The following is an 11,796-nucleotide window of genomic DNA, read 5'->3' as shown; positions in this document are numbered from 1 at the left end:
CATAACGGACCTGGACGATGGAAAACCTGCCAGAAATCCACTATAAGAGTCATATGACTCTGATCGTGGATGAGGCAGAACTTCAGCTGGCCCGGCGCATCATGCAGGAACGCCGCGCGCGGCAATGGTCGCAGGCGGACCTCGCCCGGCACTCGGGCATCTCCAAGGCTGCCGTGAGCCGCATCGAGCGCGCCGAGATGAGCCCCACCGCCAGCACCCTCGTGCGCCTCGCCAGCGCCTTCGACCTGACGCTCGCGGGCCTGCTGCTGCGCGCCGAAGGACAGGACCTCCTGAGCCGCGAGGCCGACCAGCCGCGCTGGCAGGACCCAGGCACCGGCTACGTGCGCCAGCAGGTGTTCGCACACCCGGCACATCCGCTGGAAGTTGTGCGCGTCATCCTGCCCGCCCGGCAGCGCGTGACGCTGCCCGCCGCATCGTACGAACATATCCGGCAGCTCGTCTGGGTGCATGGCGGCACCCTCACCGTGCAGGAAGGAGGCGCGTCGCACACGCTGTCTCCCGGCGACTGCCTGGGGTTCGGTGCGCCGGGAGACGTGACGTTCGCCAACGACACCGACCAGTCCTGCCAGTACGCCGTGCTGCTTACGAGGAGATGACATGACCGCGCCCGCCCCGTTCGCCGTCAGGCCGATCCTGCCCGCCGGGGAGCCGTCGACTCCCGGGGCGTCCGGCGTTCCGGACACCACCCTGGCCCAGCTCACCACGCTGCTCGTCGAGACGGTCGCGCACGGCGGCTCCGTCAGCTTCATGCATCCCCTCGCGCCCGCCGACGCCGAGATGTTCTGGCGGGACGCCCTGCAGGCCGCCCTGCGCGGTGAACGTATCGTCCTCGGCGCGTACCGCGGCCACGACCTGCTCGGGACGGTCACGCTGCAGCTCCAGTGCCCGCCCAACCAGCCGCACCGCGCCGAGATCGCCAAGATGATGACGCGTCCGGACGCACGCGGCCAGGGCGTCGCCACCGCCCTGCTGCGGCACGCCGAACGGCTCGCCGTGCAGCATGGCCGGTCCCTCCTCGTGCTCGACACGGCCGAGGACGGCGGCGCGTCCCGTCTGTACGAACGCCTCGGGTACACGTACGCCGGAACCATTCCCGACTACGCCCTCAAACCCCACGGCGGCCTGACCGGCACGCGCCTGTACTGGAAACGCCTCACCCCGCCCCTCACCCCCTGATCAGACGGTTTCCGGCACGTACCCGGCCGGGACGTTCACGTTCAGGGCCGCGCGCTCCAGCGTGAGGCGCAGGTCACGCACGCTGCTCACGTCCCCGTCCACGCTCACCCACACCCGCGACCCGCCCGCATGCACGCGCAGTTCCGGGGCCGACAGCCGCACCGAGCGGCGACCGGCCGCCCAGCCCGTCGCGGCGCGCAGGAAGCTCGGGACACGCGCGTCCCCCAGGATCAGCACGTCCAGCAGGCCGTCCGTGATGGACGCGTCCGGCGCGGCCCGCAGCGGCCCCGCCACGTACCGGCCGTTCGCGACGAGCACCTGATGCGTGCGCACCGTGAGCTGCCCGCCGCCGTGCGTGACCGTCACCTGCAGCGCCCGGTGCCGCAGCAGCACCTTCAGGCCCACCCACGGCCACGCGAGCAGGCCCAGGCGGCGCTTCAGCTCCGGCGTGAGGGTGCGCGCGATCTCGGCGGACGTGCCGAGCGCCGCGCTGTTCAGGAACGCCCGGCCGTTCAGGCGGCCCACGTCCACGCGCCGCACGTGCCCCTCCGCGATCACCCGGCAAGCACCCGGCAGGTCGAGCGGCACGCCGACGCTGCGCGCGAAGGTGTTCCCCGTCCCGAGCGGCAGCACGCCCAGCGTCACGCCCGACCCGGCCAGCGCGTGTGCCGCGAGCGACAGCGACCCGTCCCCGCCGCCCACCACGACCCGAGGTGCCCCCGCCAGCACCGCCTCCCGCAGCGCCCGCTCCGCGCTGCCGGGATCGTCCGTGAAGGTCAGGCGGGCCGTCACGCCCGCGTGCAGCAGCGCGTGCGCCGCCTCATGGCCCAGCGCCTCCCCACGGCGCGAGCGGCGATTCACGAGCAGCGGGACAGGCGCGGCAGCAGTCATGCCCGCAGTGTAGAGGGCCGGGTCATGACGACCTTCCCGTTCAGGGCGCACGTCCGTCCGCGTCACCGGTCGAATGGTCTGGAATGGGCGGTGCCGACAGGGACGTGCGCTGGCCCCGGTCCCGCAGAGCTCCACGTTCGCCCCGCTTCGAGCGGTCCACAGTCAGACCTCCTGACCGGGCGGGTGGCGGCGTTCGTCCTCCGTGCCCGCATGCACGCGGCGGTGGCGTTTGGCGTCGTACATGCGGGTGTCGGCGAGGCGCAGCACGTCGGCGGCGCGCCAGCCCTCGTGCCGCCACGCGATCCCGATGCTGGCGCTCACGCCGTCCACGAACGGCACCTGCAGCCGCTCGCGTGCCCACACCCCAAACTCCTGCGGCGTGCCGGGGAAGGCGGACACCAGCACCACCATCTCGTCGCCGCCCAGGCGGTAGCTGTGTCCCCAGTGGCCCACCACGCGCTCCAGCCACGTCGCGTAGCCGCGCAGCAGCGCGTCGCCGAGGGCGTGGCCGTGCTCGTCGTTCACGGACTTGAAGCCGTTCAGGTCGATGAAGACGACCGCGAAGGGGTTACCGCCCGCGTCGAGCGCTTCGAGGTCCGCGTCGAAGGCCCGGCGGTTGCGCAGGCCCGTCAGGGCGTCGGTGTGCGCGTCGCGGACCACGTCCCCGAACTGGGCGCGCAGGGTCCGCATGGTGTCCTGTGCGTCCAGCAGCACGAAGCGCAGACCCATCACGGCGATCAGTTCCTCGCTGATCTTCGCGTCGCCCGACCAGCTGATCAGGTAGCGGTGTTCCGCCATCAGCGGGAGGGGGGGGCGTTCCGGCCGGTCCGGTCCGGCGCGCGCGATGAGGGTGCGGACGTCGTCCGCCTCCCACCACAGACTCACGCTCTCCAGGCCGTCCAGGCGCTGCAGCAGTTCGTTCAGCACGTGCTGCCGGGAGGGAGCGCCGGCCAGCGTCTGGAGCAGGAGTCGGTGGGAGACGGAGGAGTCAGGCATGCGGTCGTTGACAGTATGTCACCGTGACCGGTCGTTCGACATGGCATCTCTGTGTCGGACTCTTCACGGTTGATACGGGTCTCGCCCCGGCGGCAGGTTCGGCCGCCCGCTATGCTGGACGGCATGCGCGTCCTCGTGACCGGTGCGACCGGCTTCCTCGGCGGTGCCGCGGCCCGGCACCTGCTGGCCTCGGGGCACGACGTGCGCGGTACCGGCCGCAACGATCGTGCGGGCGCGGCCCTGCAGCGGGACGGCGTCCCCTTCGTCCCGGCGGACCTGACGGACCCCGCCGTCCTGCCGGACCTGCTGCGCGGCATGGACGCCGTCCTGCACTGCGCGGCCCTCTCGACCCTCTGGGCACCCTGGGCGGAGTACCGGCGGCACAACGTGCAGGTCAGCGCGGACCTCGCCGCCGCCTGCGCCCGCCAGGGGGTCCGCCTCGTGCACGTCAGCACACCCAGCGTGTACAACGCCGCCCGCGTCACGCGGCAGGTGCCGGAGAGCACCCCCATCCCGGAGCGGTACGACAGCCGCTACGCGCGCAGCAAGCACCTCGCCGAGCACGAGGTGCGCCTGCACCTGCCGGACGCCACCATCCTGCGCCCGCGCGGCCTGTACGGCCCCGGCGACCCCAGCATCCTGCCGCGCCTCGCGCGGGCCCTGCGGGCGCGCCGCCTCCCGCGCCTCGGGCACGCGGAAGTCTGGACGGAACTCACGCACGTGCAGAACGCCGCGCACGCCGCCCGGCTCGCCCTGGAGCACCGCACCGGCGGGGTGTTCAACGTCACGGACGGCGAGAGCGTCCCCATCTGGCAGACGGTGGACCGTCTCGCGGACGCGCTCGGCGTGCCGCGCCCCACCCGCGTCGTCCCGGCCCGCGTGGCGGAACGCGCCGCCCAGGCCGCCGAACTGATCGCCCGGCTGCGGCCCGGCCAGCCGGAACCGCCCGTCACCGCGAGCGGCGTGCGCCTCCTCACGCGCGGCATGACCCTCGACCTGACGCGCGCCCGCACGCTGCTCGGCTACGACCCGCCCGTCCGGCCCCGCGAGGGCGTGCCGGAAGCCATCGACGCGGCGAGAGAGGCGTGCACGTGACGTGGCTGCGCGTCACGCCCCTCAGCGCCGGGCACTGCCTGAACCTCGACGCGCTCACGCGGCTCGGCGGGCACCTGCGCGTCCGGACGTACCCGGCAGGCTTCACGCTGCTGCACCACCCCCGGCACGGCCCGGTGCTGTTCGACACCGGGTACGGGGACGCCGCCGTGCACGCCATGTCCCGCTGGCCGGGCATCCTGTACGGCCTCGTCACGCCCGTCCGGCTCGGGCCGGGCGAACGCGCGCACGAACGCCTCCAGGCGCTCGGCGTGCCGCCCGGCGACGTCCGGCACGTCATCGTGTCGCACCTGCACGCCGACCACGTGGGCGGCCTGCGCGACTTCCCGCACGCCACGCTGCACCTCGACCCGCTCGCCGCGCCGCCGCTGCTGCCGCTCAGGGGCCTGCGCGCCGTGCGCCGCGCGTACCTCCCGGAGACCCTCCCGCCGGACTTCACGGCCCGCACCTCCCCCCTCCAGTACGGGCCCGCCCCGGACGGCCTCGCGCCCTTCACCGAGGCCGCCGACGTGTTCGGGGACGGCAGCGTCACCGCGCTGCGCGTTCCCGGGCACGCGCCCGGCATGATCGCCCTCGTCGTCCGCCACCACCCGGACGCCACCCTGACCGGCGACGGGCGCGGCCTGACCCTGCTCGCCAGCGACGCCGCGTGGACCGTGCAGGCCCTCCGGGACGACCTGGGCGTGCCGCGCCCCGCCACGCTCGCCTTCTGGGACGCCCGGCAGGAACGCCGCAGCCGCGCCCGCCTGCACGCCTGGCTGCGCGATCACCCGCACGCCCGCGTGATCGTGAGCCACGACGCGCCCGAACCGCTCCCCCCGGCAGGCGCGCCGTGATGCCCGACCGGCTGCAGGTGCTCTTGCGCGCCCTGCAGGAACGCACCCCACCGCACCGCGCGGCCCTGGAGGCGCACGCCGAACGCCTCGCCCGCACGCAACTCCCGTGGCTCGCCGCGCACAGCGCGCACCTGCAGGAACGCTTCCGGGCGGCCCGCCTGCCCGTCCACGCGTGGCGGGACCTGCCGCCCACCGGCAAGGCCGAGATGATGGCGAACTTCGACGCGCTCAACACCGAGGGCGTCACCCTGCGCGCCGCCCTGCAGGTGGCGCGTCACGCCGAGGACACCCGCGACTTCACCCGGACCCTCGCGGGCCGCAGCGGCCCCCTCACGGTCGGCCTGTCGAGCGGTACGAGCGGCACGCAGGGCGTCTTCCTCGTCACGCGCGCCGAACGCCTGCGCTGGGCGGGCGCCGTGCTCCGCCACCTCCTGCCGCCCCCGTGGCCCGGCTCGCTGCTGCGTCCGCACCGCGTCGCGTTCGTGCTGCGCGCCGAGGGCGGCCTGTACCGCAGCGTGCAGGGCCGCCACCTGCAGTTCCACTTCCTCGACCTGCAGCGCCCCCTGCCGGACCTCGCGGCGCAGCTGACGGCCCTGGACCCCACCCTGCTCGTCGGGCCGCCCAGCGTCCTGCGGGCCCTGCGGGACGCCGGGGCGCGCGCCGCGCCACAGAGGGTCGTGTCGGTCGCCGAGGTGCTGGAGGACGACGACCGGGACGCGCTGCAGGCCGCGTTCGGTCCGGTCGTGCAGGTGTACCAGGCGACCGAGGGCCTCCTCGCGCTGCCCTGCCCGCACGGGCGGCTGCACCTGAACGAACGGCACGTCCACTTCGACTTCGAGGCCCTCGGGGACGGGCACGTCCGGCCGGTCCTGACGGACCTGCGCCGCCGCGCGCAGCCGTTCGTCCGTCACCGCCTCGATGACCTGCTCGTGCTGGGAGACGCCTGCCCGTGCGGTCACCCGGCCCGCGTGGTGGAGCGCGTCGCGGGCCGCCAGGACGACGCGCTGCTCCTGCAGGGCCCGGAGGGAACCGTGACGGTCTGGCCGGACTTCGTGCGCGCCGCCCTGAACCGCGTGCCGCACCTGCGCGAGTACCGCGCCGTGCAGACCGGCCCGGCCACCCTGAGCGTCACGCTGGACCCCTGCACGCCGGACACCCGCGCGGCCGCCGAACACGAACTGCGGACCGTGCTCGCCCGGCACGGCGCGCGGCACGTCACCCTGGAGACAGCGCCGCTCGTGCTGCCGGACCTGCCGCTCGCCGCGCAGGGCAAACGGCGGCGCGTCACGCGCGCCTGGACCCCACCGAACGCGCCGGCCCTCACGCCGCTCCCGCCCGCCGCGCCGGACGACCTGCCATATTGATGCCCATGAGCAGGAGCGCCCAGTCCGTCCACCGCTGGCCCCGGCTGGCCCGCACCACCCCGCCCGCACCCGGCGTCAGGGGGGACGCATGCTGAACGTGCGCCTCCTCGGCACCGGGCAGGCCCTCCCCGCCCGCATCGTCCCGACCCGCGAGGCCGCCGCACGCTGCGGCGTGGACCCCGACCTCTGGACCGCCCGGACCGGCGTGCACGCCCGGCACTGGCTGTCCGGCGACGAGACGGTCCTCACGCTCGGCGCGCAGGCCGCACGGCACGCCCTGGCGAGCGCCGGACTGGCCCTCGCGGACGTGGACGTCCTCCTGAACGCGAGCGGCAGCCAGGCGCAGCCCATCCCGGACGGCGCGGCCCTCCTCGCCCGCGAACTCGGCCTGCACGGCCGCGCCGCGTACAGCCTGCACGGCACCTGCCTCAGCTTCCTGCTGGCCGTGCAGCACGCCGCGCTCCTCATCCACACGCGGCAGGCCCGGCACGTCCTGATCGTGAGCAGCGAGGCGGGCAGCCGCGGCCTCAACCCGCGCCAGCCGGAAAGCGCCCTGCTCATCGGGGACGGCGCCGCCGCCGCCCTGCTCGGCCCCGCCACGCAGGACGGCCAGGGCCTGGAGGCCGCGCGGTTCGAGACGTACCCGGACGGTGCCGACCACACCCGCATCCGGGGCGGAGGGAGCCTCCTCACGCCGTCCGACCGCCACGTCACGCCCGAGGACTTCACCTTCGACATGCACGGCCTGCAGGTCCTGCGCCTCGCGCGGGAAGTCGTGCCCGGCTATCTCGAATGCCTGCGGCCCGGCCTGAGTGTCGGTTTGCCCGGCATCGACCGCGTCATCCCGCACCAGGCGAGCAGGGCGGGCCTGCAGCTCATGGCCCGCTGCGGCTGGCCCGAGGAACGCACCGAGGTGACCCTCCCGCATCTCGGGAACGTCATCGCGGCCAGCGTGCCCCTGACCCTCCACCAGGCGCGCGAGGCGGGCCGCGCCCCGGACGGCGACACGCTGCTGCTCGTCGGGACGGGCGCCGGACTCACGGTCGGGGGCCTCATCTGGACGCTTTGACGCCGCCGCGCGCGGCCTCCCGTGCGGCCGGGCGGGGCGCGCTCTGCACGGCGCTGGCGTTCGTGGCGTTCAAGGGCGCGGTCCTGCTCGTGAACGCCCTGACCTTCCCGCGCCTGCAGCCGCACGCCCGGCCACGGCCGACCCGGCCGGGACGCGTCTCGCTCCTCGTCCCGGCGCGCGACGAGACCGTCAACCTGCGCCGCACCCTGCCCGCCCTGCTCAGCCAGGGGGCGCACGAGGTCATCGTACTGGACGACCACAGCACGGACGGCACGGCCGACCTCGCCCGCACGCTCGGCGCGCGCGTCCTGCAGGGCGCGCCCCTTCCGGACGGCTGGTACGGCAAACCGTGGGCGTGTCAGCAGCTCGGGGAGGCCGCGACCGGCGACACCCTGATCTTCACGGACGCCGACGTCACCTGGAGCGAGGGGGCGCTCCCGGCCGTGCTGGACGCCCTGGACGTCAGCGGAGCGGCCCTGCTGAGCGTCCTCCCGCGCCCCGCGCACCTCATGCCCGGCGCGCGCCTCCTGACGCCGCTGGTGGACGCCGTCGTGCTGAGCTGGCTGCCGTTCCCGCTGCTGCGCGCCCGGCCCGCGTGGCTCACGTCCGCGAACGGTCAGCTGATGGCCTTCCGCCGGGACGCGTACACCCGCGCGGGCGGGTACCGGGCCGTGAAGGCCGAGATGCTGGAGGACACCGTCTTCGCCCGCCGCCTCAAACGCGCCGGGGAACGCACCAGCCTCGCGCTCGGCGGGCAGGCCGTTCAGGTCACCATGTACGCCGGGTACCGCGACAGCGTGCGCGGTTTCTCCAAGAACGCCCTGCCGATCCACGCGCACTCGCGCGCGCTGCTGCTCGCGTCGCTCGCCGCGCACCTGCTGGTGTACACCGTGCCGTGGCTGCTGCCCGCCCGGCACTCCAGGGCCATGTGGGCGCTGCGCCTCGTGTCGCTCGGTGAGCGCGGCGCCGTGAACCTCGTCACGGGCCGCCGCCGCGTGCCGGACCTGCTGGAGAGCCTGCTCGGGCCCGTCACGCCGCTGCTGGCGCTGCCCGGGTACCTGCTCGCGCTGCGCCGCACCGTGCGCTGGAAGGGCCGCACCTACCGGCAGTGACGGCCCGGGTGAGGGGCGCTCAGACCGGCTGGTCGGGCACCGGCACGGAGAGGCGCGCGGCACCGAGCAGCGCGGCAAGCTCGAAGTGACGGCTCTGCACGGCCAGCGTGCCGGACGGCAGGCCCGCCTGCAGGGACAGCGCGAAGTGCGGGAAGGCGCGGCTCACGTTGCCGCCCAGCACGACGCGTCTCGCCCCGAACGCCGCCACCCACGGCGACAGCAGGTCCGCGAGCGTCCCTCCGAACGCCGCCCAGACCGGCGCGGCCCGCTCCGGCTCCAGGGCGGCGAGGTCGCGCGCGCTGAGCGTCTCGCCCAGCATGGCCTGCGCGAGGCGCGTCACGGCCGCCCCGCTCGCGTACGCCTCGGCCAGCCCGTCCCGGAACGGCGTGCTCCACAGCTCACCGTCCTCCGGAACACCGGGGCCGTCCGTCACGACCTGCCCGTCCCGCACGAAGCCCGACCCGAGCCCCGTGCCGAGCGTCACGCCGATCAGGTCCTGCTGCTCGCCCGCACCGGCCCACCACTCACCCAGTGCGAACAGGTCCGCGTCGTTCCCGAAACAGACCGGCACGCCCGCGAGCGGCGTGCCGCGCAGCCGCGCCGCCAGGGCTTCTCGCAGCGGCACGCCGTGCAGGGCCGCGAACTTGTGCGTCATGAGCGACACGCCGCCCCGCAGGTTAAAGGGGCCCGGCACGGCGAACCCCAGGTGCGTGACCGGACCGGTCCCGGCCACCTCGAGGGCCGCCTGCACCCACGACGCGAGCACGTCGTCCAGGCCGGCCGTATGCGGCACGTCCAGGCGCGCCACGTCACCCGTCACGCGGCGCGCCTGCAGGTCCACGCGGGCTGCCGTCACATGACTGCCCCCCACGTCCAGCGTCACGGCGAAGAGAGGCGTCATGCGGGGACGCGCGCGTCCTTGAGCAGGGTCAGGAGTTCCACGTCCACATCGTAGCCGTCCAGCCGCTCGAAGCGCGCGCCGGGCCGCCCGTGACCGATGATGCCGAAGCTTCCCTGGAACTCCCACAGCCCGTACCCCCACCCGAACTCCCGGTACACGCCGAGCAGGTCACCGAACCAGCGCAGGGCGTCCGCGTTGTGCGTGTCCCGGTAACAGCCGAACTCGCCGATGTGCACGGGCGTCCCGGCTGCCTGCACCTCGCGCCACGGGGCGTAGAAGTCCCGCAGCGCCTCGCGGTCCCAGGTGATCCCGCCGTAGCGCGTGCCGGGGTAGTGCGGGTCACCGCTCCTCCACCCGTCCCACCAGTCCGCGCCCCAGTGGGACACACTCATCGGCTGGTAGCCGCGCCCGCTGTGCGTGACGCCCAGGTCCGCGAGTTCCGGCATGGCGAGGTGCCCGCCGCCCAGCCCGTCGATCACGACGGGCCGGGCGGGGTCCACGGCGCGGATGTCGGCCACCGCGTGGCGCGTCAGGGCCGCGTGCACGTCCCGGGTCATGCCGTACTGTCCGGGGTCGGGCGGTTCGTTCAGCAGGTCGAAGCTCAGGTCGTGCGCGCCGACGCCCGCATACCGTGCGGCCATCGTGCGCCAGAACGCCCGGAAGCCCTGCTGCGGCGCGTCGTCCGTCCAGAGGTTGTGGACCTCCAGGTCGTTGCGGTTGATGCAGTAGCCGGGCGCGCGGTGCAGGTTGAGGCTCAGGTGCAGGCCGCGCTCCCGGCAGGCCTGCAGGTACGCGTCCAGGTGGTCGAACACCCGCTCGTCGGGATGCAGGTAGTCGTGACCGCGCGTCCAGAAGCGGTAGTCGGTGGGGACGCGCACGAAGTTGAAGCCGTGCCGCGCCATGAAATCCAGGGCGCGCAGGTCCGGCGCGGCCGGAGCGCGGCCCTGCTCCCAGGACACCATCCACTGCACGTTGAAGCCGTAATGCGTGACCGACCCCATGCCTAAAGGCAGGGGCTTCTCAGGCGACGACATGCGATACCCCGCTATCGTTGACGCCTGAAGGGACGGCCCGTCCCAGGATGTTTTTTGCCGCGTTGTGGTCGGCGTTCGCCGTATGGCCGCATTGCACGCACCGGAAGGTTGCCTGATTCACACGGTTCTCCTTCCCCGTGTGCCCGCAGGCGTTGCACCTTTGCGACGTGTAGCGGGGGTCTACAGCGATCACTCTCCGGCCAGCACTTTCAGCCTTGCTGGAGAGTTGAAACAGGAATCCGGCCCAGCCTGCATCGAGGATGGAACGGGCGAGGTTGCTCTGGGCCATGTTGCCCACCTGAAGGTTTTCGTGGGCGATTACGTCGTGTTCATGGATGAGCCTCCGGGCGATCTTGTGTTGGAAGTCCAGGCGCTGCCGCCTGACCTTGCGGTGAGTCCTGGCAACCTGTTGCACGGCCTTCCTGCGCCTGTTACCGCCTTTCTTCCGGCGAGAGACGGTGCGCTGCTGGACGCGGAACTTCTTCAGGCTGTTGCCCAAGTTCCGGGGGTTTTCGATGAACTCCCCGTCCGACGTGACGGCAAACCACGTTGTCCCCAGGTCCAGCCCGACGCTGCTTCCGGTAGCGGGCAGCGGGGCCAGCGGGACTTCGCAGGCGTAGACTGCAAACCACTGCCCGCAGTCGTGGACGATTTGCAGGCTCTTGGGTTTGCCTTCCAGCGGGCGGTGCAGTTTGATTTTGACGTTCCCGATTTTCGGGATGCTGATGCGCCGCCCGTCGTCCACGGGCCTGCCGCAAGCGGTCCAGTCGTTCTTGGCGTTGTTCCAGCACTGCTTGAACTTGAACGAGTCCCAGCGCTGCCGGGGCTTGAACCGGGGAAACCCGGCCTGCTTCGCGCCCTTCTTGACCCGGCTGAAAAACGCCTTGTATGCCTTGTCCAACCGGTCGAACACGTCTTGCAGGACGTGGGAATAGACACCGCTGAACTCCGGGCAGGCTTCCTTGAGCGCGGAGAGTTCCTTCTGCTGGTCGTAGGCGCTGAGGGTCTTACCGTGCTTTCGGTAGGCTTCGCGGCGCTGTTCCAGGCCCGCGTTGTATAGCGCGCGGGTGAGGCGCAATGTCTCAAACATCGCGGCCTCTTGGGGCTTGGTTGGATAGAGCCGATACCGGAAGGTACGGATGGTGGTAGCGTTGTGCATGCTTGGCAGCCCTGAACTGCCTTGCCACGCTCCCAGCGGTTCCAGCCGCGTGGGGGCATTGCCGTTTAAGTATACAACAGAACCGGGGGCTTCGGCTTAGCCGCCCTGCGGGCGGGAGCCGCTT

Annotated in this window: 12 protein-coding genes; 7 read left to right on the top strand and 5 right to left on the bottom strand. The window is 73.1% G+C overall.

Going from position 1 to position 11,796, the window contains the following annotated elements; genetic code table 11:
• Positions 1-53 precede the first annotated feature (53 nt).
• Positions 54-617 carry a helix-turn-helix domain-containing protein gene (locus IEY33_RS10455; protein WP_188963192.1) on the top strand — a complete coding sequence of 188 codons (564 nt, stop codon included), beginning with the start codon at positions 54-56 and terminating at the stop codon, positions 615-617.
• Between the two features lies 1 nt (position 618).
• Positions 619-1,197 (top strand): GNAT family N-acetyltransferase, encoded by a 579-nt coding sequence (locus IEY33_RS10450; protein WP_188963189.1) that lies wholly within the window; start codon positions 619-621, stop codon positions 1,195-1,197.
• Here IEY33_RS10450 and IEY33_RS10445 read toward each other — a convergent pair whose 3' ends face one another.
• Positions 1,198-2,088: a diacylglycerol/lipid kinase family protein gene (locus tag IEY33_RS10445; protein ID WP_188963187.1), complete on the bottom strand. Its 891-nt coding sequence runs from the start codon at positions 2,086-2,088 to the stop codon at positions 1,198-1,200.
• A gap of 162 nt (positions 2,089-2,250) precedes the next feature.
• The gene (locus IEY33_RS10440; protein ID WP_188963184.1) at positions 2,251-3,084 is read right to left on the bottom strand and encodes a GGDEF domain-containing protein; all 834 of its coding nucleotides are present in this window, start codon (positions 3,082-3,084) and stop codon (positions 2,251-2,253) included.
• Between the two features lie 123 nt (positions 3,085-3,207).
• On the opposite strand from IEY33_RS10440, the gene IEY33_RS10435 reads away from it, so the two are divergent.
• From IEY33_RS10435 to IEY33_RS10415, 5 genes are all read left to right on the top strand, one after another.
• The gene (locus IEY33_RS10435; protein WP_188963182.1) at positions 3,208-4,179 is read left to right on the top strand and encodes an NAD-dependent epimerase/dehydratase family protein; all 972 of its coding nucleotides are present in this window, start codon (positions 3,208-3,210) and stop codon (positions 4,177-4,179) included.
• A complete protein-coding gene (locus IEY33_RS10430; RefSeq protein ID WP_229670931.1) occupies positions 4,176-5,033 on the top strand; it encodes an MBL fold metallo-hydrolase in 858 nt (285 codons plus the stop codon). The genes IEY33_RS10435 and IEY33_RS10430 overlap by 4 nt, the downstream gene beginning before the upstream one ends.
• On the top strand, positions 5,033-6,397 hold the full coding sequence (locus IEY33_RS10425) for a F390 synthetase-related protein (RefSeq protein ID WP_188963177.1): 1,365 nt from the start codon (positions 5,033-5,035) through the stop codon (positions 6,395-6,397). Before IEY33_RS10430 ends, IEY33_RS10425 begins: the two co-directional genes overlap by 1 nt.
• Before the next feature lie 88 nt (positions 6,398-6,485).
• Positions 6,486-7,466, top strand: coding sequence for a 3-oxoacyl-ACP synthase III family protein (locus IEY33_RS10420; protein WP_188963175.1), 981 nt, complete (start codon positions 6,486-6,488; stop codon positions 7,464-7,466).
• Positions 7,463-8,578 (top strand): glycosyltransferase family 2 protein, encoded by a 1,116-nt coding sequence (locus tag IEY33_RS10415; protein WP_229670930.1) that lies wholly within the window; start codon positions 7,463-7,465, stop codon positions 8,576-8,578. Before IEY33_RS10420 ends, IEY33_RS10415 begins: the two co-directional genes overlap by 4 nt.
• 19 nt (positions 8,579-8,597) lie before the next feature.
• Here the strand turns inward: IEY33_RS10415 and IEY33_RS10410 are convergent, their stop codons facing one another.
• Genes IEY33_RS10410 through IEY33_RS10400 form a run of 3 tightly spaced genes read right to left on the bottom strand, consistent with a single transcriptional unit; the run spans position 8,598 to position 11,672 of the window.
• Entirely contained in the window at positions 8,598-9,479 is an 882-nt protein-coding gene (locus IEY33_RS10410) for an ROK family protein (RefSeq protein ID WP_188963173.1), read from the bottom strand.
• Positions 9,476-10,513 carry a glycoside hydrolase family 5 protein gene (locus IEY33_RS10405; protein ID WP_229670929.1) on the bottom strand — a complete coding sequence of 346 codons (1,038 nt, stop codon included), beginning with the start codon at positions 10,511-10,513 and terminating at the stop codon, positions 9,476-9,478. The genes IEY33_RS10410 and IEY33_RS10405 overlap by 4 nt, the downstream gene beginning before the upstream one ends.
• Positions 10,500-11,672 carry an RNA-guided endonuclease InsQ/TnpB family protein gene (locus tag IEY33_RS10400; RefSeq protein WP_188963171.1) on the bottom strand — a complete coding sequence of 391 codons (1,173 nt, stop codon included), beginning with the start codon at positions 11,670-11,672 and terminating at the stop codon, positions 10,500-10,502. Before IEY33_RS10400 ends, IEY33_RS10405 begins: the two co-directional genes overlap by 14 nt.
• Positions 11,673-11,796 lie beyond the last annotated feature (124 nt).

Origin of the sequence: Deinococcus aquiradiocola (assembly GCF_014646915.1) — a bacterium.
GTDB classification, from domain to species: domain Bacteria; phylum Deinococcota; class Deinococci; order Deinococcales; family Deinococcaceae; genus Deinococcus; species Deinococcus aquiradiocola.
This window is presented reverse-complemented; position numbering and strand designations above follow the sequence as displayed.